This is a genomic window from Mesorhizobium sp. WSM4846 (assembly GCF_055811415.1).
Genome location: NZ_JBVVPZ010000013.1, coordinates 63,040 through 87,488, shown reverse-complemented (window position 1 = coordinate 87,488; position 24,449 = coordinate 63,040). Strand labels below are relative to the sequence as shown.

The 24,449-nt window shown below is 63.3% G+C and carries 29 protein-coding genes; 13 read left to right on the top strand and 16 right to left on the bottom strand.

The features are described 5' to 3' along the window. Positions 1 to 156: 156 nt before the first annotated feature. The 7 genes from AC0L15_RS13890 to AC0L15_RS13860 all read right to left on the bottom strand — a co-directional run bounded on the left by AC0L15_RS13890 (position 157) and on the right by AC0L15_RS13860 (position 5,827). The gene (locus AC0L15_RS13890) at positions 157 to 882 is read right to left on the bottom strand and encodes an amino acid ABC transporter ATP-binding protein (protein WP_287066697.1); all 726 of its coding nucleotides are present in this window, start codon (positions 880 to 882) and stop codon (positions 157 to 159) included. Next, positions 860 to 1,519, bottom strand: coding sequence for an amino acid ABC transporter permease (locus AC0L15_RS13885; protein ID WP_023801425.1), 660 nt, complete (start codon positions 1,517 to 1,519; stop codon positions 860 to 862). The genes AC0L15_RS13890 and AC0L15_RS13885 overlap by 23 nt, the downstream gene beginning before the upstream one ends. Positions 1,520 to 1,529: 10 nt before the next feature. Then, the gene (locus AC0L15_RS13880; RefSeq protein WP_287066695.1) at positions 1,530 to 2,201 is read right to left on the bottom strand and encodes an amino acid ABC transporter permease; all 672 of its coding nucleotides are present in this window, start codon (positions 2,199 to 2,201) and stop codon (positions 1,530 to 1,532) included. Positions 2,202 to 2,234: 33 nt separating this feature from the next. Further along, complete coding sequence (locus AC0L15_RS13875) at positions 2,235 to 3,005, bottom strand: transporter substrate-binding domain-containing protein (protein ID WP_051505691.1); 771 nt, start codon at positions 3,003 to 3,005, stop codon at positions 2,235 to 2,237. A 215-nt stretch (positions 3,006 to 3,220) separates the two neighbouring features. Continuing rightward, on the bottom strand, positions 3,221 to 4,225 hold the full coding sequence (locus AC0L15_RS13870) for a cytochrome d ubiquinol oxidase subunit II (RefSeq protein WP_287246932.1): 1,005 nt from the start codon (positions 4,223 to 4,225) through the stop codon (positions 3,221 to 3,223). A 10-nt stretch (positions 4,226 to 4,235) separates the two neighbouring features. After that, on the bottom strand, positions 4,236 to 5,594 hold the full coding sequence (locus AC0L15_RS13865) for a cytochrome ubiquinol oxidase subunit I (protein WP_287195131.1): 1,359 nt from the start codon (positions 5,592 to 5,594) through the stop codon (positions 4,236 to 4,238). Between the two features lie 23 nt (positions 5,595 to 5,617). Further along, positions 5,618 to 5,827, bottom strand: coding sequence for a hypothetical protein (locus tag AC0L15_RS13860; protein WP_128169312.1), 210 nt, complete (start codon positions 5,825 to 5,827; stop codon positions 5,618 to 5,620). On the opposite strand from AC0L15_RS13860, the gene AC0L15_RS13855 reads away from it, so the two are divergent. From AC0L15_RS13855 to AC0L15_RS13840, 4 genes are all read left to right on the top strand, one after another. After that, positions 5,814 to 6,740, top strand: a complete 927-nt coding sequence (locus AC0L15_RS13855) for an ABC transporter ATP-binding protein (RefSeq protein ID WP_023801419.1) — start codon at positions 5,814 to 5,816, stop codon at positions 6,738 to 6,740. The genes AC0L15_RS13860 and AC0L15_RS13855 overlap by 14 nt on opposite strands. Further along, a complete protein-coding gene (locus tag AC0L15_RS13850; protein WP_027154718.1) occupies positions 6,737 to 7,498 on the top strand; it encodes an ABC transporter permease in 762 nt (253 codons plus the stop codon). The genes AC0L15_RS13855 and AC0L15_RS13850 overlap by 4 nt, the downstream gene beginning before the upstream one ends. Before the next feature lie 162 nt (positions 7,499 to 7,660). Further along, positions 7,661 to 8,152, top strand: a complete 492-nt coding sequence (locus AC0L15_RS13845) for a MarR family winged helix-turn-helix transcriptional regulator (RefSeq protein WP_128169309.1) — start codon at positions 7,661 to 7,663, stop codon at positions 8,150 to 8,152. Then, positions 8,149 to 8,829 (top strand): GNAT family N-acetyltransferase, encoded by a 681-nt coding sequence (locus AC0L15_RS13840; protein ID WP_473496492.1) that lies wholly within the window; start codon positions 8,149 to 8,151, stop codon positions 8,827 to 8,829. Before AC0L15_RS13845 ends, AC0L15_RS13840 begins: the two co-directional genes overlap by 4 nt. Before the next feature lie 90 nt (positions 8,830 to 8,919). On the opposite strand, the gene AC0L15_RS13835 is transcribed toward AC0L15_RS13840, so the two are convergent. Beyond that, positions 8,920 to 10,908, bottom strand: a complete 1,989-nt coding sequence (locus AC0L15_RS13835; RefSeq protein WP_473496491.1) for a PhoX family protein — start codon at positions 10,906 to 10,908, stop codon at positions 8,920 to 8,922. Between the two features lie 204 nt (positions 10,909 to 11,112). Between AC0L15_RS13835 and AC0L15_RS13830 the strand changes: the two genes are divergently transcribed. The 4 genes from AC0L15_RS13830 (at position 11,113) to AC0L15_RS13815 (ending at position 14,584) form a co-directional block, all read left to right on the top strand. Continuing rightward, positions 11,113 to 11,451, top strand: coding sequence for a hypothetical protein (locus tag AC0L15_RS13830; protein ID WP_027154722.1), 339 nt, complete (start codon positions 11,113 to 11,115; stop codon positions 11,449 to 11,451). Positions 11,452 to 11,569: 118 nt separating this feature from the next. Continuing rightward, a complete protein-coding gene (locus AC0L15_RS13825) occupies positions 11,570 to 12,271 on the top strand; it encodes a phosphatase PAP2 family protein (RefSeq protein ID WP_473496490.1) in 702 nt (233 codons plus the stop codon). 199 nt (positions 12,272 to 12,470) lie between these two features. Continuing rightward, a complete protein-coding gene (locus tag AC0L15_RS13820; RefSeq protein ID WP_023801411.1) occupies positions 12,471 to 12,740 on the top strand; it encodes a helix-turn-helix domain-containing protein in 270 nt (89 codons plus the stop codon). Positions 12,741 to 12,862: 122 nt separating this feature from the next. Beyond that, positions 12,863 to 14,584 (top strand): SulP family inorganic anion transporter, encoded by a 1,722-nt coding sequence (locus tag AC0L15_RS13815; RefSeq protein ID WP_473496489.1) that lies wholly within the window; start codon positions 12,863 to 12,865, stop codon positions 14,582 to 14,584. A gap of 45 nt (positions 14,585 to 14,629) precedes the next feature. On the opposite strand, the gene AC0L15_RS13810 is transcribed toward AC0L15_RS13815, so the two are convergent. Next, positions 14,630 to 15,577 (bottom strand): CHAD domain-containing protein, encoded by a 948-nt coding sequence (locus AC0L15_RS13810; RefSeq protein ID WP_473496488.1) that lies wholly within the window; start codon positions 15,575 to 15,577, stop codon positions 14,630 to 14,632. Further along, positions 15,574 to 16,047, bottom strand: a complete 474-nt coding sequence (locus AC0L15_RS13805) for a CYTH domain-containing protein (protein WP_128245702.1) — start codon at positions 16,045 to 16,047, stop codon at positions 15,574 to 15,576. Before AC0L15_RS13805 ends, AC0L15_RS13810 begins: the two co-directional genes overlap by 4 nt. 105 nt (positions 16,048 to 16,152) lie before the next feature. On the opposite strand from AC0L15_RS13805, the gene AC0L15_RS13800 reads away from it, so the two are divergent. The 4 genes from AC0L15_RS13800 to AC0L15_RS13785 are packed head-to-tail and all read left to right on the top strand — an operon-like array spanning position 16,153 to position 19,893. Further along, positions 16,153 to 16,881: a CerR family C-terminal domain-containing protein gene (locus tag AC0L15_RS13800; RefSeq protein ID WP_473496487.1), complete on the top strand. Its 729-nt coding sequence runs from the start codon at positions 16,153 to 16,155 to the stop codon at positions 16,879 to 16,881. Beyond that, on the top strand, positions 16,878 to 17,831 hold the full coding sequence (locus tag AC0L15_RS13795) for an HlyD family secretion protein (RefSeq protein WP_023801406.1): 954 nt from the start codon (positions 16,878 to 16,880) through the stop codon (positions 17,829 to 17,831). Before AC0L15_RS13800 ends, AC0L15_RS13795 begins: the two co-directional genes overlap by 4 nt. Then, positions 17,828 to 18,748 carry an ABC transporter ATP-binding protein gene (locus AC0L15_RS13790; RefSeq protein ID WP_091591967.1) on the top strand — a complete coding sequence of 307 codons (921 nt, stop codon included), beginning with the start codon at positions 17,828 to 17,830 and terminating at the stop codon, positions 18,746 to 18,748. Before AC0L15_RS13795 ends, AC0L15_RS13790 begins: the two co-directional genes overlap by 4 nt. 8 nt (positions 18,749 to 18,756) lie before the next feature. Beyond that, entirely contained in the window at positions 18,757 to 19,893 is a 1,137-nt protein-coding gene (locus tag AC0L15_RS13785; protein ID WP_023801404.1) for an ABC transporter permease, read from the top strand. Between the two features lie 69 nt (positions 19,894 to 19,962). Here the strand turns inward: AC0L15_RS13785 and AC0L15_RS13780 are convergent, their stop codons facing one another. The 3 genes from AC0L15_RS13780 to AC0L15_RS13770 all read right to left on the bottom strand — a co-directional run bounded on the left by AC0L15_RS13780 (position 19,963) and on the right by AC0L15_RS13770 (position 22,087). Then, positions 19,963 to 20,616, bottom strand: coding sequence for a glutathione S-transferase family protein (locus tag AC0L15_RS13780; RefSeq protein ID WP_023801403.1), 654 nt, complete (start codon positions 20,614 to 20,616; stop codon positions 19,963 to 19,965). Positions 20,617 to 20,658: 42 nt separating this feature from the next. Continuing rightward, entirely contained in the window at positions 20,659 to 21,636 is a 978-nt protein-coding gene (locus tag AC0L15_RS13775; RefSeq protein ID WP_473496486.1) for a threonine/serine dehydratase, read from the bottom strand. A gap of 127 nt (positions 21,637 to 21,763) precedes the next feature. After that, a complete protein-coding gene (locus tag AC0L15_RS13770) occupies positions 21,764 to 22,087 on the bottom strand; it encodes a hypothetical protein (RefSeq protein ID WP_023801401.1) in 324 nt (107 codons plus the stop codon). A gap of 173 nt (positions 22,088 to 22,260) precedes the next feature. Between AC0L15_RS13770 and mbfA the strand changes: the two genes are divergently transcribed. Next, positions 22,261 to 23,244, top strand: coding sequence for an iron exporter MbfA (gene mbfA / locus AC0L15_RS13765; protein WP_287237768.1), 984 nt, complete (start codon positions 22,261 to 22,263; stop codon positions 23,242 to 23,244). A 201-nt stretch (positions 23,245 to 23,445) separates the two neighbouring features. Here the strand turns inward: mbfA and AC0L15_RS13760 are convergent, their stop codons facing one another. The 3 genes from AC0L15_RS13760 to AC0L15_RS13750 form a co-directional block, all read right to left on the bottom strand. Further along, on the bottom strand, positions 23,446 to 23,790 hold the full coding sequence (locus AC0L15_RS13760) for an antibiotic biosynthesis monooxygenase family protein (protein ID WP_023801399.1): 345 nt from the start codon (positions 23,788 to 23,790) through the stop codon (positions 23,446 to 23,448). Further along, positions 23,787 to 24,119 carry an NIPSNAP family protein gene (locus tag AC0L15_RS13755; protein ID WP_023801398.1) on the bottom strand — a complete coding sequence of 111 codons (333 nt, stop codon included), beginning with the start codon at positions 24,117 to 24,119 and terminating at the stop codon, positions 23,787 to 23,789. Before AC0L15_RS13755 ends, AC0L15_RS13760 begins: the two co-directional genes overlap by 4 nt. Positions 24,120 to 24,216: 97 nt before the next feature. Next, the gene (locus AC0L15_RS13750) at positions 24,217 to 24,444 is read right to left on the bottom strand and encodes a DUF1127 domain-containing protein (protein ID WP_473496485.1); all 228 of its coding nucleotides are present in this window, start codon (positions 24,442 to 24,444) and stop codon (positions 24,217 to 24,219) included. Positions 24,445 to 24,449 lie beyond the last annotated feature (5 nt).

The following is a 24,449-nucleotide window of genomic DNA, read 5'->3' as shown; positions in this document are numbered from 1 at the left end:
AAAGTTGTGTGCGTCAAGTTCTGCAAAATGGCGTGACATTCAGCGGTGACGTTGGCGTGTCCGCCGCGCAGCCCCCGTGTTTAGCGGAGCGGCGGACGTGGCGGGCCGCGTCTCAGGCGTCCGATGCTCCAGCGAGCGCGCGGGCAACAATGCCCGCTATTGCACGCCCAGAAACTGCCTGAGCTCCGGCGTCCTGGGGTTGGCGAAGACGTCCTCGGGGGCGCCGATCTCGTGGACGCGGCCCTGATGCATGAAGACGACGCGCGAGCAGACGTCGCGTGCAAAGCGCATCTCGTGGGTGACCATCACCAGCGTCATGCCTTCCGCCGCCAATTCCTTGACGACGGCCAGCACCTCGGCGACGAGCTCGGGATCGAGCGCCGAGGTGATCTCGTCGCATAGCAGCGCGATGGGCTGCATGGCGAGCGCCCGGGCGATCGCCACACGCTGCTGCTGGCCGCCGGACAATTCGTCCGGCAATGCGTCGAACTTGTGGGCGAGACCGACGCGGTCGAGCATTTTTCGCGCGACCGCCTCGGCGTCCTTCTTCGGCGTCTTCTTCACCACCATCTGCGACAGCATGACATTGCCGCCGGCGGTGAGATGCGGAAACAGGTTGAATTGCTGAAAAATCATGCCGACCTTCAGGCGCAGCGCCTTGAGATGCACCTCGTCGGGCAGGAACTGGGCGCCGGCGACAACGATCGAGCCTTCATCGATGGTCTCCAGCCCGTTGATGCAGCGCAGCAGCGTCGACTTGCCCGAACCGCTCTTGCCGATGATGGCGACGACCTCGCCCGCCGCGACGTCGATGGAAATCCCCTTCAGCACCTCGTTGCCGCCGAAACGCTTCTTCACCTCAGTGATTGCGATGAGCGACATTAAGCTTCCTTTCCAGGAGCTGGCTGGATTTCGACAGCGGCCAGCACAAAGCAAAATAGATGAGCGCGACCAGGCCATAAACGGTGAACGGCTGGAATGTCGCGTTGGTGACGATCGAACCGGCCTTCGACAGTTCGACGAAGCCGATGATCGAGGTGAGCGCGGTACCCTTCACCACCTGCACCGAGAAGCCGACGGTCGGCGGCACCGCCACTTTCAGCGCCTGCGGCAGGATGACGTAACGCATCTGCTGGAGATAACCCATGCCGAGGCTGGCGGACGCCTCCCATTGGCCCTTGGCAATGCTCTCGACGCAGCCACGCCAGATTTCGGCGAGGAAGGCTGCGGTCCACAGGATGAGCGCGACACAGGCGGCAAGCCAGGCGGGAACGTCGATGCCAAACAGGCCAAGCCCGAAGAAAGCCAGAAAGAGCTGCATCAGCAGCGGCGTGCCCTGAAACAGCTGGATGTAGCCGCGTGACAGAAACTGCATCCCACGCCGGCCGCCGATGCGCAGGAAAAGCAGGGCCGCGCCGACGATGCCGCCACCGATGAAGGAGACCAGCGAGAGGACAACGGTCCAGCGCGCGGCCAGAAGCAGGTTGCGCAGGATGTCCCAGAAGCTGAACTCGATCATGGCGCCTGTCTCATCGCGGCGCCTTCCTCGGGAACAGCATCCCGCCCAGGCCGGCCAGCAGCTGGCGCAGCAGGATGGCGAGCGCCAGGTAGATCAAGGTGGAGACGAAGTAGGTTTCGAAGGCCCTGAAATTGCGCGACTGGATAAAGTTGGCGGCGAAGGTCAGGTCCTCGGCGGCAATCTGCGAAACGACGGCCGAACCCAGCATAACGATGACGATCTGCGACGACAGCGCAGGCCAGATGCGCTGCAGCGCCGGGACCAGAACCACGTGCCAGAAGGTCTGGAACGGGGTCATGGCGAGGCTGGCGCCGGCCTCGAACTGGCCGCGTGGCGTGGCCTGGATGCCGGCGCGGATGATCTCGCAGCTGTAGGCGCCGAGGTTGACGATCATGGCGAGGTTGGCGGCGGTCAGTTCCGACATCCTGATGCCAAGCGACGGCAGGCCGAAGAAGATGAAGAACAGCTGGATAAGGAAGGGCGTGTTGCGGATCAGCTCGACATAGGTTGCGACGACGGGTTTTAGCCATTTCGGCCCCAGCGCCCGCACCCAGGCGCAGGCAATGCCCAATGCCACGCCGAACACCGCGCCAATCAGAATGAGCTGCACGGTGATCCGGATGCCCTTGAGCAGCACCGGCAGAGAACCGATCAGCCAGCCGAAATCGAACTGATAGGTCATGACTTGCTATCCGACCTCAGCCACACGCGGCGATCACAGCTCAGTCGGCAGGTCCACCTTCAGCCATTTTTGCGAAATCGCGTTGAGGGCGCCATCGGACCTGGCGGCGGCGATGATGCCGTTGATCTTGGCCATCAACGCCGGCTGCTCCTTGTTCATGCCGATGTAGCAAGGCGAGTTCTTGATCAGGAACTTGAGCTCCGGCCGCTTGGGCGGGTTCTTTTCGAGGATGGCGGCGGCGACGACATTCCCGGTCGCGATCACCTCGACCTGGCCCGAAAGGAAAGCGGAAATAGTGCCGTTATTGTCCTCGTAGCGCTTGATCTCGACGCTCGCCGGCACAACCTTGGTCAGTTCGAGATCTTCGATCGCGCCGCGGGTGACGCCAACGGTCTTGCCGGCGAGGTCTTCCGCTTTTGCGACGGCGACGTCTGCCGGAGCGAACACGCCGTTGTAGAACGGAGCATAGGCTTCGGAAAAGTCGATGACCTTCTCGCGATCGGGATTCTTGCCGAGGCTGGAAATGACCAGGTCGACTTTGTTGGTCTGGAGATAGGGAATGCGGTTGGCGCTGGTGACCGGGACGATCTCGACCTTGGCGCCGAGCTTTTCGCCAATCAGATTGGCGATGTCGACGTCGTAGCCTTGCGGCGTCATGTCGGCGCCGACACTGCCGAAGGGCGGGAAATCCTGTGGAACGGCGATGCGGACGGTGCCGCGCGCCGCGATGTCGCTCAAGGCGTCGGCCCGCGCCTGCGGAGACGAAGCCATGGCCATTCCAACGGCGGCGGCGAAGGCCAGCATGCAGACATTGCGACGGTTCATTATCTTTCCCTTTGACTGGACAAAACCAATTGGTCGCCAGGGCAAAGCAACAGACATGCCAAACCATCGAAATCGCTGCGAATCGGACTTTCCCGGCGGGATTGGCAAGGTGGGATTGGCAAGGCAGTCTTCACGAGCCGCTGCCGCCCGAGCAATCGACTGCCTAAATATTGTGCAATTCGGCGGTTTGCCAGTCAGTCGTAGGACAGATCCGTCGCCTTGCCGCCGAAGACGCGGTAGGCATAAAACGAATAGAAAATGATGATCGGCAGCACCACCACCGTGCCAGCCAGGATGATGGCAAGGCTTTCAGGCGCGGACGCCGCCTGCCAGATGGTCAGCCTGTCGGGCACGACGAAGGGATAGAACGACCAGGCGAGGCCGGCAAAGCCCAGCGTGAAGATGGCGGCCAGCGTCAAGAACGGCGTCAGCGCATGGCGGTCGCCGGCCTTAGGCAGATGGAAGGTCTGCCGCCACAGCCATGCGAACAGCACCGCCGACAGGACCGGCAGCGGCGACAAATAGAGCATGGCCGGCCAGACGAACCATTTGTCGAAGATGCGCGGACTGGCGAGCGGCGTGGCCAGCGAGACGGCGACCATGCCGAGCGCGGTCAGCACCAGCGCCCGGCGCAGCCATAGCACCGCCTTCTTCTGCAATTCGCCTTCCGTCTTGTAGATGACCCAGGCCGCGCCCATCGCCGCATAGGCGGCGGCAAGGCAGAGCGCCACCAGCGCGCCGAAGGCCATGCCGCCGGGGCCGACATCAAGGCCCAGCACATAGATCCCCAGCATGTAGCCCTGCGCCAGCGAAGCGATGACCGAGCCCAGGAAGAAGATGCGGTTCCAGCGATGCTTGTGACCGGCCGGCACCTTGGCCCGGAAATCGAAGGCAACGCCGCGCAGGATCAGGCCGACAAGGAGCAGGAAGACCGGAATGTAGAGCGCGGTGAGGATGGTGCCGTGCGCCAGCGGGAAGGCGACCAGCAGCAGGCCGACGGCCAGTACCAGCCAGGTCTCGTTGGCGTCCCAGAACGGGCCTATTGCGGCGATCATCGTGTCCTGCTCGGCGTCCCCGGCGGCTGCGAACAGGATGCCGATACCGAGATCAAAGCCGTCGAGGATGACGTAGATCAGGATGGCAAGGCCCATCAGGCCGGCGAAGATGAGGGGGAGCAATGTCGGCCAGTCGAGGGTCATCGCCGTTCTCCTATTTCGCCGCCGGCTGCGACAGCGGCGCGTCGAGAACGCCCGGCAGCGGCGAGGCATCGCCGTCCTTCGCCGCCTTCAGCGCCAGGTAGACCAGCACGCCGAGATAGGCGATCAGAAGCAGCGCATAGAGGATGAGATAGACCGCAAGCGACAGCGCGACCTGGCTGCCGGCGACCGGGCCGACGGCATCGACAGTTTTCAGCACGCCGGTGACCAGCCACGGTTGGCGGCCGATCTCGGTGGTGTACCAGCCGGCCAGTGTCGCCAGCCAGCCGGACAGCGCCATCGGCACCATCACCAGCGCCAGCGGTCTCGGCAGGCTGTGCCGGCGCTTGAGGAAAAAGGCGGCCGACCAGGAGACGACGAGCATCAGGACGCCGGTGCCGACCATGATGCGAAAAGCCCAGAACACCGGGAACACCGGCGGGTGGTTGCCGGCATAGTCGTTCAGCCCCGGCACGACACCGCTGGCGCTGTGCGTGAGGATGAGGCTGGCGCCATCGGGGATGGTGAGCTCGAATTTGTTCTCCCTTGCCGCCTCGTCGGGAAGCGCGAAAAGCACCAGCGGCACGTTGGGGCCGGTGTTCCAGTTTGCCTCCATGGCGGCGACCTTCTGCGGCTGATGCTCGAGCGTGTTGAGGCCATGCTGGTCGCCGGCGAAGATTTGGATGGGGATCAGGACCGCCGCGGTGAAGACACCGGTGCGCAAGGCTTTCCACATCGATTCCGAACGGTCGCCATAGAGATAGCGCAGCGCCGACAGGCCGGCGATCAGGAACGAAACCGTCAGGCCGGAGGCAAGCAGCATGTGGACGAGCCGGTAGGGCATGGACGGGTTGAAGACGATCGCCCACCAGTCGGTAGCGTGGGCTACGCCGTCGCGCATCTCGAAGCCGACCGGCGTCTGCATCCATGAATTGAGCGCGATGATCCAGAAGGCGGACAGGGTGGTGCCGCCGGCCACCAGCACGGTTGCCAGCGTGTGAATGCGGTTGGAAACGCGGCGGAAGCCGAACAGCATGATGCCGAGGAACGCCGCCTCGAGGAAGAAGGCGGTGAGTATCTCATAGGCGAGCAGCGGGCCGGCGATGTTGCCGACGATTTCCATGTAGCCCGGCCAGTTGGTGCCGAACTGGAAGCTCATGGTGACGCCCGAAACCACGCCCATGGCAAAGGACAGCGCGAACACCTTCACCCAGGTGAAATAGGCGCGCATCCAGGCGGTATCGCCGGTGGCGTTGTAGCGAAGCTTGAAGAACAGCAGCATCCAGCCAAGCGCGATGGTGATAGCCGGAAACAGGATATGGAACGAGATGTTGGCGCCGAACTGGATGCGCGAAAGGATGAGCGGGTCCATGGCGGGCTCCGGCTGCTGCTATGTCAGGGAAGATAGGCCGGATGCGCCAGGCGGTCAAAGCGGCGTGGCGTCACGCGAGGCGGAACGCCGCAGGACTGCGGCAGCGGTGGATGCGCCGATGTCCAGAATGTCAGGAGTGCCATTGACTTCCGGCCGCGCGCACCGACATTCAGCGGACTAAAATCAACAGACCTCCTTTCAAGCAGCCGTTTTTCAACCATGCCATCGATCATTTCCATTTCCGGGGTCACCAAGACCTACGCCACCGGTTTCAAAGCGCTGAAGGAGATCAACCTCGATATCGAGCGCGGCGAGATTTTTGCGCTGCTCGGGCCGAACGGCGCCGGCAAGACGACGCTGATCTCGATCGTCTGCGGTATCGTCAACCGCTCGTCGGGCACGGTCAGCGTCGACGGCCACGACATCAGCCGGGATTATCGCGCCGCACGCAGCCTCATCGGGCTGGTGCCGCAGGAACTGACCATCGACGCGTTCGAGAGCGTGTGGGCGACGGTCAACTACAGCCGCGGCCTGTTCGGCAAGCCGGCCAATCACGCCTTTGTCGAGAAAGTGCTGCGCGACCTGTCGTTGTGGGACAAGAAGGACGCCAAGGCGATCACCCTGTCCGGCGGCATGAAGCGGCGGCTGATGATCGCCAAGGCGCTGTCGCACGAACCGAGGGTGCTGTTCCTCGACGAGCCGACAGCCGGCGTCGACGTCGAGCTGCGTCAGGACATGTGGGCGATGGTGCGCCGGCTGCGCGAGGATGGCGTCACCATCATCCTGACCACGCACTATATCGAGGAGGCCGAGGCGATGGCCGACCGCGTCGGCGTCATCAATCGCGGTGAGATCGTGCTGGTTGAGGACAAGGTGCAACTGATGCGCACACTCGGCCGCAAACGGCTGTTGCTGGAATTGCGCAGCCCGCTCGCCACCATACCCGAGAAATTGTCGCGCTACGCTTTGGAGCTTTCGCCGGACGGTGATCGACTGACTTACACCTATGACAACCAGAGCGAGCGGCCGGGCGTCGCTTCGCTGCTGCGCGACCTTGAGACGGCCGGCATCCAGTTCCGCGATATCGACACGCAAAACAGCTCGCTCGAGGAGATCTTCGTCAACCTGGTGAGGAAGGGCGCATGAACCTGCGAGCCGTCTGGGCGATCTACAAAATGGAAATGGCGCGCGCCTTTCGGACCGTGCTGCAGAGCATTGTCTCGCCGGTCATCTCGACATCGCTCTATTTCGTCGTCTTCGGCTCGGCCATCGGCTCGCGCATCACCGAGATCGACGGCATCAGCTACGGCGCCTTTATCGTGCCGGGGCTGATCATGCTGTCGCTGCTGACGCAGTCGATCTCCAACGCCTCCTTCGCCATCTATTTCCCGAAATTCGTCGGCTCGATCTACGAGCTGCTGTCGGCGCCGGTGTCCTATCTGGAGATCATCATCGCTTATGTCGGGGGTGCGGCGACCAAGTCGATCATACTCGGCCTGATCATCCTGGGGACCGCGTCGCTGTTCGTGCCGCTGACCATCGAGCATCCGTTCTGGATGCTCTCCTTCCTGGTGCTGACGTCGGTGACCTTCAGCCTGTTCGGGTTCATCATCGGCATCTGGGCGAAGAGCTTCGAGCAGCTGCAGCTGGTGCCGCTGCTGATCATCACGCCGCTTACCTTCCTTGGCGGCAGCTTCTATTCGATCGACATGCTGCCCGGCACCTGGCGCACGGTGACGCTGTTCAACCCTGTCCTTTATCTGGTCAGCGGCTTTCGCTGGAGTTTCTACGGCAAGTCCGACGTCTCGATCGGCATCAGCCTCGGCATGACCGTGGTTTTCCTGCTTATCTGCATAGCGATCGTCGCGTGGATTTTCAGGACCGGCTACCGGCTGCGGAACTGACTGAACGGCCTGCCCAGGCGACGCAGCGCCAGCATCCGAGCGATGTTCCCGACCCAAGACGACCAAATCTGGTGACGACGCTTGAAAGCGGCCGTGCGATGGCGGCGCTTGATTTCCATATAACGTTATATATCATGTTATCAATTGCCTGGCAGGTTGATTATGGAAGACGTCATAAGGTCCCTTGGCTTCCTGTGCCTGGGCAGCAGGCTGAAGCGTATTGGCGAGCAATTGCAGGCGGATACGCAGCGCCTGCTCGACTGCCTCGATGTGCCGGTTCAGTCGAGCCAATACCCGCTGCTGGCTGCGCTCGACAGGCTGGGCCCGCTGCCAGTCGGGGAACTGGCGCAATCCCTCGGGGTCGCGCAGCCAGGTGTAACGCGGAGCGTGTCGCTTCTGGCCGAATTGGGACTGGTCGAGGTCAGTCCATCGGATGATGACCAGCGGCGCAGGATTGTCTGCCTTACCCTGCACGGCCAGCGGCTGGTCGATATTGCAAAGCACGACGTCTGGCCGCGCATCGAGAATGCCGTCGCGGATCTGTGCGCGGATCTTTCTGGGCCGCTTCTTGATCAGCTGGCCGCCATCGAGGACGGCCTCGCCGCGGCGCCTCTCGACCGTCGTGTAAAGAAGCCGGAAGGTGCCGCGCAATGAAACACCTGCTTGACCGTCCCGTGTGGAGCGCGCTTCGGACGCGACACCACGCCTTCGCGCAAGGTGACGACCTCGCCATGCGGTATCGGCCCTCGATAGCTCCCTTCGCTGCCAGTGCCGCGGACGATGCGGAAAGCCTGCAGGCGCTCGGAAAACTTGTCTCCCCAGGCGAGAGTGCGATCCTGCTTCAGGTGGACGCCATTGCTCTGCCCGCGGAACTTTCGGCGACTTCGACCGCGCCCGGGGTTCAGATGATTGCCGAGCGGCCATTGCAGATGGTCTCCGACGAGCGCGTGCAACGTCTGAAGCGGGACGATGCAGCTGAGATGCTCGCCTTGGCATTGGTGACCAAGCCCGGCCCATTCACGCTCGAAGCCTTGAGCCTCGGCGATTTTTGGGGTGTGAAGATCGAGGGCCGACTTGCGGCGATGGCCGGCGAACGCATGAAGCAACCCGGCTATACCGAACTTAGCGGGGTGTGCTCACATCCGGAATTTCGAGGCGGTGGCCTGGGCAGGCTGCTGTCGCTGTTCGTGGCAAACCGGATAGCGGCGCGCGGCGAAGTTCCCTATCTCCACGCCTTTGCCAGCAACACCACGGCCATCGGATTATACGAGTCCATTGGCTTCAGGTTGAGAAGCATGATGAACGTGGCCGTGGTTCAGCGCGCCGAATGAGCCCATCAGGCGCATTCCCGCGCATCAGGAAAAGGAAGGATTTCGTATCGACGAAATCCTTCCTTGGCGCTGCTAGCGCCTTGCAGTGATTCAGACCGCGATTTTGCCACCGCCCTGTTTGGTGACGGCGACGACCGACGGCCGCACCGGCATATCGGGCTTGAAGTCAGGCCAGCGGGTCGATAGGTCCTCATAGTAGGAGGGACGGCCAAAAGCCTCCCAGTCCTCGCCGCCATCGGCAGGATGCTGGACCGCGACGAAGGCGGTCTGGTCGTCGGGCGTGAACAGCGGGCCGCAGAGTTCGGCGCCGATCGGCACGCGGAAGAACAGCTTCGAGGTCGCCCGCGCCTCGCCTTCGGTGTCGACCGCCCACAGGCCATCGGTGCGGCCGGTCGCCTTCGGGCCCTGGCCATCGGTCGAGACCCAGAGCCGGCCGGCCGCATCGATGGCGCAATTGTCCGGCATGCCGAACCAGCCATTGGCGGTCGTTGCAGTCGAGAAAGTAGCGCCGACTTCGGCCACCGAGGGATCGCCGCATTTCAACATGATTTCCCACTTGCCCTTGGTGGCAGTGAAATCGCCACCGTCCTCAACAATCTCGACGATGTGGCCGAAGGCGTTTTCGGCGCGCGGGTTGGCAGCGTCGACCTGCTCCGTCTTGCGCTTCGAATTGTTGGTCAGCATGACGTAGACCTTGCCGGTCGTCGGGTGGGGCTGAATATCCTCGGGGCGGTCCATCTTGGTGGCGCCGAGAAGATCGGCGGCAAGCCTTGTCCCGATCAGCACGTCGGCCTGGCTGGCAAAGCCGTTCTCGGCGGTCAACGGATCCTGGCCGTGAACCAGCGGCAGCCATTCCAGGGTACCGTCCTCGGCGAATTTGGCGACGTAGAGCGTGCCGTCGTCGAGAAGATCCATGTTGGCGGCGCGGTCCTCGGCGTTGAACTTGCCGGCCGTGACGAATTTGTAGACATAGTCGAAACGCTCGTCGTCACCTTGGTAGAACACCACTCGGCCATCCTTGGCGACGATCGATTCAGCGCCCTCATGCTTGAAACGGCCCATGGCAGTGCGCTTCCGCGGCACCGAGGTCGGATCGTTGACGTCGACCTCAACGATCCAGCCGAAGCGATTCGGCTCGTTCGGCTCCTTGCCGATATCGAAGCGGTCGTAATGCGCAGCCCATTCATAGGAGCCGTCGGGAATCCCCAGGCGCTTGTAGTTGGCGGCTTCCTTGTGACCTTCCTGCAGCTCGCCCGAGAAATAGCCGTGTATGTTTTCCTCGGCCATGATGTAGGTGCCCCAGGGCGTGACGCCGCCGGCACAATTGTTGACGCTGCCGAAGACCTTCGTGCCGGTCGGATCGGCACTGGTCTTGACCCGGTCGTGGCCGGCGACGGGGCCGGACAGCGCCATCTCGGTGTTGGCGGTGATGCGGCGATTGAGCTTGCCGTCGCGCACCACCTGCCATTTGCCTGATACCTTGCGAATTTCGACGATGGTGCCGCCGTGCGCGGCTATCTCGATATCGACCTGTTCCTTGCTCAGTGGGGCCTGCTTGGCCTCGCCATCGACGATGCTGACAAGGCCCGGGAACATCAGATGCGGATTGGTGTACTCGTGGTTGACCACCAGCAGGCCGTGCTCGGCCGAGCCGTCTATCGGGAGATAGCCGACATAGTCGTTGTTGTAGCCAAACTGTCTTTCCTGGGCCTGCGCCGACTGTTTTGTCGGATCAAATTCCGGCGAATCGGCAAACAGCGGATCGCCCCAGCGCAACAGCACGTCGGCGTCGTAGCCGGCAGCGACATGGTGCTTGTCGTCGACGCCTGCCTCGACCTCGTCGAAACTGAAGACCGAGCCGCCGCCGGCGCGGGCATCGTCGGCGAGGATCAGCGCGAGCGGGCTGACGGTGGCGGCGATGGCGGTTGCCGCGAGCGATCCCTGCAGAAAACCACGGCGCGAGAATCGCGCGGCGATGATTTCGCCCATCGTCTGGTTGTCAGTGGGATTGGTTCCTGGCCCATCGTTTTCCTCGAGCAGGCTGGTGCGGAAATGGGCGTCGGGGCGATGTTCAGTCATGGGGGCGTGCCTCTGGCTCTTTGGGATGGCTGGAGCGTGTTGCTTGACTGACCGCGTATCGCCAGCAGATCACAGTTTGATGACGTTGCCGACCAATTTCCAGCCCGATTTCATGTCTTTGATCAGGCCGCTTGACCGCGACCGACGCTTCCGAAACAAGATCTGCGGCAGGCGCGGAAGCACTGCGTCGGGAGGAACAAAAAAGTGAGTTTCTGGGGACTGGGGCAGCTCGGCATTTCGACGGTGATCTTCCTGCTGGCGGCGACGGCGGCCAAGCAATGGGGGCTGGCGCCGAGCCTCGGCAAGATCGTTCTGACTCTGGCGCTCTATTCAGCGGGCAATCTGATCATGCTGAGGCTGATCCGTGAATTCGGCATGTCGGTGTCGTTCAGCCTGTCGGCGGTGATCCAACTGGTTTCGGTGAACGTGGTGGCACTGGTGTTCTTCGGCGAGCGCGTCAATTCGTTGCAGGCGACCGGCATCGTGCTCGCCGTCGCAGCGGTGGCGCTGATCACGCTCGGACCCTATCTGCAAAAACTGTAGTTGCGCATGACCCCGAAAATCGGAATCGATTTCGGAAAGGATCATGCGCCAAATCAAAGTGCTACAGCGTCCTTTGCGCGTCCAAAAGGACGCGCGGCGCTGTAGGACGATTGGCCCGATGAAGAATACCGCAAACAAGCTGCTCAACTGGATCGAATTCCCGGTGCTTTTGGCCGGACTGGTCATCGCCGGCGGGCTGTGGGGGTTCGAGGAGCTGATGGAGGTGGCGCGGGACACCACGCCGCACGCCTTCGACACGGAAATCATGCTCGCCTTCCGTGAAACGGGACAGCCCGACAATCCGATCGGACCGCCATGGCTGGAAGGGGCGATGCGCGACATCACCAGCCTCGGCAGCGCCATCGTGCTCGGGCTGATCACAGCGGCGGTGATCGTCTATCTGCTGCTGATCCACAAGCCGGGAGCAGCGTTTCTGGTCTTCGTCGCGGTGGCGGGCGGGCAGGCCCTGTCGAGCACGCTGAAGCTCGGAATCGATCGGCCGCGCCCCGACCTGGTCTCGCATCTAGCCGACGTGGCGACGCTTTCGTTTCCAAGCGGCCATGCGATGCTGTCGGCGGTGACATATTTGACGCTGGGCAGCATGGCGTCGCGTTTCCTGCCTGGGCGAACGACCAAGATCTATGTGCTGGCACTTGCCGTGCTGACAGCACTGCTCGTCGGCATCAGCCGCGTCTATCTCGGCGTTCATTGGCCATCGGACGTGCTGGCCGGCTGGTGCGCCGGCTTCGCCTGGGCGATGCTGTGTTGGCTGGTCGCATGGGCGTTCCAGCGATGGCGCGGGCAGACCGCCGGCGCCTGAACCGCCCCTTCCGAACGACGCTGCGCCAATTCTCCTCTAAGTTGCGGCGGCTGGGGCGTGCTGGCCCAGCGGGCGCGCAGGCTCGCCAGGATGCAAACAGCCTGGTGTGCACATGTCTGACATGTGCATGATGATGCTTGAACCATCACAATGATGGTATTATACATGGAATGCAGACTCAGGCGGGGGTTTTTAGCCGATGATCACTGCCGCGCAGATGCGCGCCGCAAGGGCTCTGGCCGGCATCGATCAGAAGACGCTCGCCGAGCGCGCCGGGGTTTCGCTTCCAACCATTCAGCGCATGGAAGCGAGCGACGGCGTGGTCAGGGGCGTGGTCGATACGCTGATGAAGGTCATCCAGGCCCTCGACCGGGCCGGCGTGGAGCTGATCGGCGAGAACCAGGCCAGCGAGCGCGGCGGCAGGGGGGTGCGCCTCAAGCCGGTCGTGCCGCAGAACCCGCCAGGCTGAGCCGAAATAGAGTCGCGACGGCGACCGCCGACAGTCCTGCCGACGATCCCGCCGCCTGCTTGGTTTTATGCGTGGCCGCTGTGCACTTTTTGGCGGCATGCATCAGGAGCGGAAGGCAGTCCATGCATCGAACCCAGCGGGCAATTCATCAACCGGCGCAGCCGACATTTTCCGAACTGTTCACGCCGAAGCTGGCGACGGTGCTGCGCGAAGGCTACACATCAGAGCACTTCAAGGCCGATGCCATCGCCGGACTGACCGTGGCCATCGTGGCGCTGCCGCTGTCGATGGCGATCGCGATCGCATCGGGCGTGTCTCCGGAGCGCGGGCTCTACACTTCCATCATTGGCGGTTTTCTCGTCTCGGCTCTGGGCGGCAGCCGTTTCCAGATCGGCGGGCCGGCGGGCGCCTTTATCGTGCTGATGGCGGCAACCGTGGCACGGGTCGGCGTCGACGGGTTGCTGCTGGCGACGATGATGGCCGGCGTCTTGCTGCTCGTCATCGGCTACCTCAGGCTTGGCACCTACATCAAATTCATTCCTTATCCGGTGACCGTCGGCTTCACCGCCGGCATCGCCATCATCATCTTCTCCGGCCAGATCGTCGAGCTGTTCGGGCTAAAACTCGCCGGCAAAGAACCTGGACCGCTGGTGCCGAAGCTGATGGCGATCGGCGAGGCGGCCGGCACGATCAATCTCGCCGCCACCTTCGTCGCTCTGCTGACCATCGTCGCCATTGCCCTGATGAAACGGTGGCGGCCGAAATGGCCCGCCATGCTGATCGCCATCGGTCTGGCGTCGCTTGTCGTGGCGCTGTTTTCTCTGCCTGCCGAAACGATCGGCACGCGCTTCGGCGGTATCCCGCGCAGCCTGCAAATGCCGGCCTTTCCGCCGATCAGCTTCGACAGGATGATCGACGTCCTGCCGGACGCCCTAGCCTTTGCGCTGCTCGGCGCGATCGAATCGCTGCTGTCGGCGGTGGTCGCCGACGGCATGACAGGAAGGCGGCACCGCTCCAACTGCGAACTCGTGGCGCAAGGCTTCGCCAACATCGCGTCCGCCCTGTTCGGCGGCATTTGCACCACCGGCACCATAGCCCGCACCGCGACCAATGTGCGGGCCGGCGCGCATGGACCGGTATCGGGCATGATCCACTCGGCCCTCCTGCTTGCCCTGATGCTGGTGGCGGCGCCGCTGGCCAGTTACATCCCGCTTGCAGCCCTTGCCGGCGTGCTGGCGGTGGTGTGCTGGAACATGTTTGAGAAGCAGGCCTTTGCCACGCTGCTGCGTGCCTCGCGCGGCGACGCGCTGGTGCTGATGGCGACTTTCCTGATCGTCATCTTCCGTGATCTCACCGAAGGCATCATCGTCGGCTTCGCGCTGGGCTCGATCCTGTTCATCGACCGCATGGCCAAGAGCATTGCGGTTGAGCCGGATCAGGGACTGGTGCAGGACGATGTCGCCGACAGAACCGGCGCCGCCAGCGCATACGATTCCAGCGAAGCCAGCGATGCCGACACCGTCGTCTACCGGATTTCCGGCGCCTTCTTCTTCGGCGCCGCCTCGACCGTCGCCACGGTGCTGGACCGCATCGCCGACCAGCGCAAGAACTTCATCCTCGACTGCTCGGCCGTGCCATTCTTCGATTCAACGGCGGCCAACGTCATCGAGAGCGCTGCCCACAAGGCGAGGCGCGCCGGCGTGCGCTTCATCATATCAGGCGCTTCGCCGCAGACACGCCGCATGCTGATCAACCACGGCGTCAAACGGCCGCTGGTGACATACGCCGCCTCGATCAGGGACGCGCGAGCGCAGTTGAAGAATGCCGCGCCGGGAGAGGTCTAACCCTCTCCTCGTCGTCAGCGATGTCGGACGGACGCAAGCACCGCGTCAGGCAGCGGCGCCGGGCGCGCTGGCGTCTTCGTGCGGCGCGGCGGCCAGATCGGTGCGCGCCTTGCGCGCGAGTTTTTTTGTCGAGCGCCTGGGCCTGTCGCCGAACAGGTCGGCTGCCGCCGCAAGACAGGTCTTTTTCAGGCTTTTCTCCGAGCGCTTCAACAGCTTGCTCAGCAGTCGCGTTTCCTGGGGAGAGCCGAGCGGCCGGTCGTGGGCCTCGAGAAGCGTGCGCAAGACGAACACATCATGCAGTTCGCCCAGCTTTTCGCCAAGTTCGTCGACCGCCTTGCGCCGTGCCTTGATCGGCGTCGGCCACAGCCTTCCAAGCAGCGACAGATGCATGCCGTGAGTCTTTGCCACCTTGCGCAGATCGTGGAAATCGTCGGCATCACCGCGGGAGCCCGCCTTGTCCAGCGCCTTTCTGGCGCGACGCAGAGTGATGCGGGCGCCTTCGGCAAGCACATCGGCGGCCTGTTCGGGCTGGTCGGGCAAGACCAGAGTATCGATGCGGCTGATGCCATGCTCGCAAGCGGCAGTCGCGGCAGCTATCGCGGCGCCGAGGCCAACTCCACCATGCAATTGGTGCTGGCGCGCCACCAGCGTGTCGCGAACGGCATCGAGACCGCCGCCGGCGCTTTGCTCGGGAAAGTTTTTTGCCAGCCGGTCGATGGTTTCAACCAGCGCGGTCGCCTCGCGCGGGCCGGCAAGCAGGGCAGCCACCTCTCGGTAGCATTGGTTCTCGGTACTGCAAAATGTTTCGTCTCCGGGACGGACCAGGCGCAGCAAGGCACGCACCTTCTTCAGCCGCCTGCGGCATTTGTGCAGCGCCTGCTCCGGCCTGTCATGCGCCGCGTCCAGATGGACGAGCGCCTTGCCGATCTCCTCAGCGAGGATGCGCCTGACCTCGCCGGTCAACGGCAGGCGCGGATCGATGCGATAGCTCATGCGGCAATCTCCGGAATCCCCTCGAGGGCGAGCGACGCGTTGTAGAACCTGTGCTCGCCGGTGACTTCGCGGCCGAGCCAATCTGGCAGCATTTCGCCCTGCACGTCCTGCGGCGTCTCAAGCTCGGCGACCACCAGACCGCTGAGCATCCCGCCGAAGACATCGACTTCATAGAGATGGCCGCGATGCCTAACATGGTGGCGTGTCTTCTCGATGACACGACCGATTGCGAAGGCCAGCATCTCTTCCGCATCCGCCAGAAGGATCGGATATTCGAATTCGTCGCGTTCGCGGGCCTTGCTGCCGAATTTGAGCGTCAGCTTTGCCGAGGCGCCGTCGCTGATACGCACGCGGACCGAGCGGTCGGGCGCGGCAACGAGATAGAACTGGCGAATGCGGATGTCCGCTTCGACCAGATCCCGCCAGCCATCGCCGGAGACCAGGAACTTGCGCTCGATTTCCTTGACCATGGCTCCACACTAAAGCGCGTGCGGATGGAGATGGCAAGGTGGAGATCGACAGGTGGAGATCGGCAAGACTTGACTTTAATCATTCGATTGATTAAACAGCGGATCATGAGCAAAGCGACAAACGCCAAAATTCCGCGCCGGGAGGCATCCCCCGCCGAGATGACGCGCGCGGCACTTGTTCGCGCAGCGCTGAAGCTGTTCGGACGCCAGGGTTTTGACGGCACCTCGACGCGCGAGATCGCGGCTGAGGCCAGGGCCAATATCGGCTCGATCGCCTATCATTTCGGCGGCAAGGAAGGGCTTCGCACCGCTGCGGCCGACTATATCGTCGACACGATCCAGACCATTGCCGGCCAGGCGATCGGCAATCTGCAGGGCTCAAGCGAATCAGAAACGGGCGAACCAGAAACGGGCGACCCCGAAGCGGCGCGGGCACAACTGTTCACCGCGCTGGAGCGGATGGTGGCTTTCATCGTGGCAAGGCCGGAGGCCGGCGAGATCGTGCAGTTTGTCCTGCGTGAGCTGTCGCATCCGACGGCGGCACTCGACCGCATCTATGACGGCGTGTTCGAGCCGACGCATCGACGGCTCTGCCTGATCTGGGAGCAGGCGACGGGCGAGGCGGCCGAAAGCGAGGCTACCCGACTCACCGTGTTCACGCTGATCGGCCAGGTCGTCTATTTCCGCATCGGCCGCGAGGCGGTGATGCGCCGCATGGGCTGGCGCGCGATCGGCGACGCCGAGGCCACCAAGATCGCGGCGGCAGTGACGGATAATCTCGGCGCGATTTTGGCTCGGCGTCACTTAACCGACCGGAAGGATCGTAGATCATGAGTTTCCTCTGCTCTGTGCCGCTCGCCGCCCTGCTTTTCAGCACCTGCGCACCGGCGGCGCCGCTCGCCGTCGGCTATGTCGAGGGCGACTATGTGCTGCTCGCGCCGATCGAGGTGGCGCAGGTCGAGACGATTTCGGTCAAGCGCGGCGATCGCGTCGCGCCGGGCACGCCAGTGGTGACGCTGGAAAGCGCCGACGCAAAAATAGCCGTCGCGCAAGCCGAGGCGGCCCTTGCCCAGGCCCAGGCGCAACTTGCCGACCTGCAGGTCGGCAAGCGGCCGGAAGAGATTGAGGTGCTCAAGGCGCAGGTCGACATGGCCAAGGCGCAAGCCGCCGACGCCAAACGCAGATACACCCGCGCCAGCGATTTGTTCAAACGCGGCACCGGCACCCAGGCCGATTATGATACGGCTTCGGCGTCGCTGGAAACTGCCAACGCGCAGCTCGGCCAGGCGGAAGCCAATCTCGCTGTCGGAGGCCTGCCGGCGCGGCCCGAGACGATCAAGGCCGCCGACAATCAGGTCAGGCAGGCGCAATCGGCGCTGGAGCAGGCGCGCTGGCGGCTGTCGAAGCGTGTGCTGGCGGCGCCTTCGCCCGGCCGCATCAACGATGTGATCCGCTATCCCGGCGACACCGCCGGGCCGACCGCCCCGGTCATTTCGATTCTGCCGGACGGCGCGGTGAAGCTCAGCGTCTATGTGCCGGAAAGCGCGTTCTCGTCGGTGGAAGTCGGCACGCTGCTCAACGTCCATTGCGACGGCTGCGGGCCGGACGTGAAGGCTCGCGTCAGCTACGTGTCGCCGGACCCGGAATTCACGCCGCCGGTGATCTACTCGCTCGAGACCCGGCAGAAGCTGGTCTATCTGGTCGAGGCGCGGCCGGAGGGCGACGCCGGCGCGCTGCAACCGGGGCAGATCGTTGATGTCGAACTGGCGGATATCGGCAAATGAACGTCATCGACGTCCACGGCCTGGTCAAGCGTTTTGGTGACAAGACCGTCGTCGACCATGTGACGATGACGGTGGCCGAGGGCGAGATCGTCGGCTTCCTCGGCCCCAACGGCTCTGGCAAGACGACGACCATCCGCATCATGTGCGGCCTGCTGACGCCGGATGAGGGCGAAGGCACGGTGCTCGGCTTCGACATCCGCACCGACAGTCTGAGGATCAAGCGCGAAGTCGGCTATATGACCCAGAAATTCTCGTTCTACGAGGATTTGACCATCGCCGAAAACCTGGAATTCGTAGCGCGGCTCTATGGGTTGAAGCCGCTCAACGAGCATGTCGCCAGGACGCTGGAGGATCTTGGCCTCACCTCGCGCAAGGACCAGTTGGCCGGCACGCTGTCCGGTGGCTGGAAGCAGCGGCTGGCGCTGGCCGCCTGCATCATGCACAAGCCCAGATTGCTGCTGCTCGACGAGCCGACGGCGGGCGTCGATCCGAAGGCGCGGCGTGAATTCTGGGACGAGATCCATCGGCTGGCCAGCGGCGGGCTGACCGTGCTGGTCTCCACCCACTATATGGACGAGGCCGAGCGCTGCCATCGCATCGGCTACATCTCCTACGGCAGGATGCTGGCCACCGGCACGGTCGACGAGGTGGTCAGGAATGCCGGGCTGACGACCTTCGTTGTGCAGGGTCCGCGCCTCGACCAGGTCGCTGCCGCACTCAGCGGCCGGTCCGGTGTCGACCAGGTGGCGCCGTTTGGCGCGACGCTGCACGTCGTCGGCTCCGACAAGACGGCGCTTCAGGCTGCGCTCGCCGATGTCGAGAAAGACCACAAGGGCGTCACGGTGACGCCGGGCGAGACCAGCCTGGAGGATGTGTTCATCCAGTTCATGTCCGGCTCGAAGGACAATATGGGATGAAAAACGGGATAAACAGCGTCTTTTCCTTCGCCAGGCTCGGCGCGCTGCTGATCAAGGAGTTCATCCAGATGCGGCGCGACCGCATCACCTTCGCCATGATGCTGGGCGTGCCGCTAATGCAGCTGGTGCTGTTTGGCTATGCCATCAACAACGATCCAAAGAGCCTGCCGGCCGCCCTGGTGGCGATGAGCAGCGATCCCTATACGCGAGCCATGGTTTCGGCGCTGCAGACCACCGGCTACTACCGCTTCGACCATGTCGCGCAAAATGCCGCCGAGGCGGAATTCCTGATGGCGCGTGGCGACGTCGCCTTTGTCGTCACCATTCCCGCCGACTTTGCCCGGCGAGTCGAGCGCGGCGACCAGCCGCAAATCCTGATCGAGGCTGATGCGACCGACCCGGCAGTCGCCAGCGGGGCCATTTCGACGCTCGGCACCGTTGCCAACCAGGCGCTGCTCAGGGCGCGCGGCATGCAGGAGACGGCCGCCGAAGCTGCCCGAGGCCAGCTCGAAGTCGTTGTGCACCGACGCTACAATCCGGAAGGCATCTCGCAATACAACATCGTGCCCGGCCTGCTCGGCGTCATCCTGCAGATGACGATGGTGATGATGACCTCGATCGCACTGACGCGCGAGACCGAGCGCGGCACGATGGAAAACCTTCTGGCGATGCCGTCCAGCCCACTCGAAATCATGCTCGGCAAGGTGCTGCCCTATCTGGTGGTCGGCGCCGTGCAAGTGGCGGTGGTGCTGGCGGCGGCCAAGCTGCTGTTTGGGGTTCCCTTCACCGGGTCGTTGTCGCTGCTGCTTGCGGCGGTTCTGGTCTTCGTGCTGGCGCTGGTGCTGCTCGGCTACACCATCTCGACGATGGCGCGCACGCAGATGCAGGCACTGCAGCTCACCTTCTTCTTCTTCCTGCCGTCGATCCTGTTGTCGGGCTTCATGTTCCCCTATCGCGGCATGCCTGGCTGGGCGCAGATCTTCGGCGAGATCCTGCCGCTGACGCATTTCCTGCGCATCATCCGCGCGGTGATGCTGAAGGGCGCCGACCTGCCGGCGGTCGCGACCGAAATCGGCTGGCTGGTCGTGTTCGTGGCGCTGTTTGCCGGCGTGGCGCTGGTGCGGTTCCGCCGGACGCTGGATTAGGATCCAACTCAATAGCTCACGCGATGGCCGAGATGTCACCTTGGATGCATGACCATTCGGATCGAGATTTTATGCCGGTCTGGCCTGATCCGGGACCGGCGGCAATTCAGGCGCATCCAGCCCTTTGAAGGGATCGCGCCAGGCGTCGATCTCTTCAAGCTGGCGATACCAACGACTGACCGAAGGATAATCGTCGAGCGGCAATCTGGCGACATCGTTGAAAGGCAGAAACGTCGCCATTCGAAAGTCGGCATAGGAGACCGAGTTTTCGACCAGCCAGTCTCGCTCGGAAAGCGCGGCCTCAAGTGTTGCAGCGGCCGTGCGAAAGTCTCTCAGCCCCTCCTCAACCCGGTGCTGATCGATCGGGCCAATCCCATAGCGCTGCTTGGTGCCGCGTTCGAAATGCACGACGTCGCAAGCTCTTGCGAAGCTCTCTTTACCCCAACTGAGCCATCGGATCATCTCGGGTTCGTCGTCGCCGGTGCGCCAGAGATCCGAATGCGCGTCGCGTGAAAGCCGGCAGGCTATGGCGTCAGCCTCCCAGAGGCTGTTTCCCGAGCCTACGAGTATCGGCAATGAAAGATTGGGATTCAGCGGGCGATATCGCTCAGCCTGCCCGGGAGCGAAGGGCGATGCGAACTCAAAGTCGAGCTTTGCGTCGAGATAACGTGCCACGGCGACCGCGAGGCGAGGATTGGGATTGCGGCTGAAGAGCAGTTTCATTTCGTGTCAGCCTTTTTTGAATGGTGCCGGTTCGGTCGCCACCTAAGCCGCTGCCATGATCTCCGCATAGGTGCCGAAATCGACATTGCCGCCGGACAGCACCACGGCGACGCATTTGCCTGATAGCTCGATCTCGCCCGATGACAGCGCGGCCAGCCCGACGCAGCCGCCGGGCTCGACCACCAGCTTGAGATGGGCCATGGCGTCGCGCATCGCCTGTGCCGCCGCTCTGTCGGACACGGCAATGCCGCCGGCGAGATTCCTGCGGTTGATCTCGAAGGTGATCGCGCCCGGCTCGGCGGTGAGGAGCGCGTCGCAGATCGAAGTGTGGCCGGGTTCGATCGAAACCCGAGCACCTCTGGCCAGTGAACGACAGGTGTCGTCGAAATGCTCGGGTTCCACCGCCCAGACGGCGGTGCCCGGCGAGGCGTCCTTGACCGCGATGGAGATGCCGCTGCTCAGGCCGCCGCCGCCGCAGGGGATGACGACCGCGTCGAGGCTCACCCCGAGTGCTTTCGCCTGCGCCATCAGTTCGAGGCCGATCGTTCCCTGGCCGGCGATGATGGCCGGGTCGTCGAAAGGCGGCACCAGGACCATGCCCCGTTCCATGTACGGGCGAACCACCGCCATGCGATCGTCGCGAAACCGGTCGAACGGAACCACTTCGGCGCCCATTTTCCTGACATTGCCGACCTTCATTGCCGGCGCATCGGTGGGCATGGCGATAACCGCCTTGACGCCGAACATCGCCGCCGACGCGGCGACGCCTTGCGCGTGGTTGCCCGACGAGAAGGCGACGACGCCGCGGCTGCGCTGCTCATCGCTCAGCGACGACAGTTTGTTGTAGGCGCCGCGGAACTTGAACGAGCCGGTGCGCTGCAGCGTCTCCGGCTTGAACAGGATCCTGGCGTCGAAACGCTTGTTCAGTTCCGGTGATTCGATCAGCGGCGTTTCGACGATCCGGCCGGACAATCGCGTTGCTGCGCGGTGGATATCGGCGATGCGGGGAGGGGTGGTCATGGTGAGGTCCTGCAGAATGAAACCGCCCCATGGTGCACGGAAAACCAGGCCGCGCACCACTGGAAAAATGTGACCGAGACAATTCGTGGATTGCGAGCAGAGAGTGGCGCTCCTCGCCGACCGCTCCTCACCCCAAAAGCGTCCGTTGCCGTTTGGCGCCGCCCATCTTGCGCCAGGTGTTGAAGCGATGGGTGGCGGCGGCGAAGGATATCTTCATCTGCTGGGCAACCGAATAGCGCGACTTGCCCTCGTCGAACAGGCGGTAGCAGCATTCGACGCCCTCCTCGGTCAGCTTGCCGTCGGGGGCCTTGTTGTGCGGATTGGCCGGGTCGAATTTCTCGACCTGCTGCTCGACCAGGCCCTTCAGGCGCTGCAGATCGGCCTCGATGCTGGCGATCAGGTCGAGAACGGGTTTCGGGTCAAATGCATGGGTGGGCTGTTTTGCCGGCATCCGGGTTCCTTTCGCTTGGCTTAAGCCCACTATATAGGTGAACATTCGCCAATAATTAAGGGCGCTGGCGGAGGATTCCCGCAACCATAAATTTGAACCTCCGGCTACAAGCGATTGACCAACGGTGCACCAAACTCTAGTTTAGAATAATTCTAAACTAGGGCGGATTTCTCATGCTTTCCCGTGTTTTCGGTTTTGGTCGCCGTCCCTTCGAGTCGCTCTCGGAGCAAGAGATCCTGGCGCTCGCCATCTCTTCCGAAGAGGATGACGGGCGTATCTACCGCGCCTATGCCGACGGGCTGGCGGATAGGTTTCCGCATTCGGCCAAAGTGTTCGAGGAAATGGCGGAGGAGGAGGATGGCCATCGCGACTCGCTGATCGAGCTTCACCGCGAGCGTTTTGGCGAGCGCATTCCGCTGATCCGGCGCGAGCACGTAAAGGGCTATTACGAGCGCAAGCCCGACTGGCTGGTCCGGCCGCTCGGCATCGAACATGTGCGCCAACAGGCCGAGTCTATGGAGCGTCAGGCCTACCTGTTCTATGTCGAAGCGGCGAAACGCACCAGCGACGCCTCGACGCGAAAGCTGCTCGACAATCTGGCGGTGGCCGAACAGGGCCACGAGACGCTGGCGCAGCGGCTGGAGCAAAAGCATGTGTCGGGCGCGGTGAAAGCCGAGGAAGCAGCGGCCGAGCAGCGCCAGTTCATCCTGACCTATGTGCAGCCGGGACTGGCCGGGCTGATGGACGGATCGGTGTCGACGCTGGCGCCGATCTTCGCCGCCGCGTTCGCCACGCACGACACGTTCCAGACCTTCCTGGTCGGGCTTGCCGCCTCAATCGGCGCCGGCATCTCGATGGGCTTCACCGAGGTCGCCTCCGACGACGGCAAGCTGTCGGGCCGCGGCTCGCCGGTGAAACGCGGCATCACCACAGGCGTGATGACGGCGCTGGGTGGCCTCGGTCACGCCTTGCCCTACCTCATTCCGTATTTCTGGACCGCGACAATTCTCGCGGTCGTGGTGGTGTTCTTCGAACTGTGGGCGATCGCCTTTGTGCAGAACCGTTATATGCAGACGCCGTTCTGGCGCGCCACCTTCCAGGTGGTGCTGGGCGGCGCGCTGGTGTTTGCGGCTGGAGTGCTGATCGGGAATGCCTAGCAGCCCTCTTGCCTTCTCCCCTTGTGGGGGCCGAAGGGCGGGCGAGGCCCGTGACTCGCCCCGGGCGGTGGATCGGCGCGCAGCGCCGAGACGGAAGAGGGGTGTTGGACGGAGTACTGTCGGTGCCAAGCTGGAACACCCCTCATCCGTCGCCTTCGGCGACACCTTCTCCCACAAGGGGAGAAGGAAGAGCCGCCCCACTCACCCGTTCGCCGCCCGGCTGTCCTCAGGCGCCTCGGCCCGTTCGGTCAGGCCATAGTCGCGCACGACGTGGGCGATGCGCAGACGGTAGTCGGCAAAGATGCCGCCACGGCCGGCCCTCTGCGCCTGCCTATGTTCCTCCGTGTTGCGCCAGGCTTTCACCGCTTCCTCGTCACGCCAGAACGACAGCGACAGGATGCGGCTCGGGTCGACAAGGCTCTGGAAGCGCTCGATCGACAGAAAACCGTCGATGCCGTCGAGCAGCGGGCGCAGGTCGGCGGCGAGGCCGAGATAAGCGTCGCGCTTGCCCGCTGCCGGCTCGACCTCGAAGATGACGGCGATCACAGTTTCACCAGAGAGGCATGCGGCCCGGATGCGAGTTTCAAAAAAGTCCGATGCTCTTTCAGGATGAATTTTTCACGCCGGGCGAACTCGTAATTGGCCTTGCCGGCCGGGTCGGCGGCGAGCCTGATACGGTAGGCTTCGTAAGCCGCCAGGCTGTCGATGTTATAGGCGGCATAGGCTGTCGTGGCCGAGCCCTCATGCGGCGCGAAATAGCCGATCAGATCGGCGCCGCAGCGCGGGATCGCCTGGCCCCAGTTGCGGGCATACTCCTCGAACGCCGCCTTGCCGAACGGGTCGATCTCGTAGCGGATGAAGCAGGTGATGGTCATCTTTTGTCTCCTTGCTGAATCTGATTTGTTGCGGCGACAGTTCGAGCGGTGTCGAAACCTTCTGTGGTTCTATGTGCTAGGCAATTTTCCATGCTGATCACGCTTGCCAGAAGGATTTCGCGCATTCGCGGCGAACGTCTTGTGGCGTCAGGCCAAGATCGCGCAAAAGATGCTCGTCAATCTCGGCGAGGTCGAGGCGTTGCAGATGGCGGTCATACCACCGCGCCAGTAGCCGCAGATGCGCCCGGCGCAAGATCATGAACGGAGACGGCCGCCGGCCGAAGCGGCTGATAGGCACGGTGTGGGAAGCGGTTCTTGCGGTCATCGTCA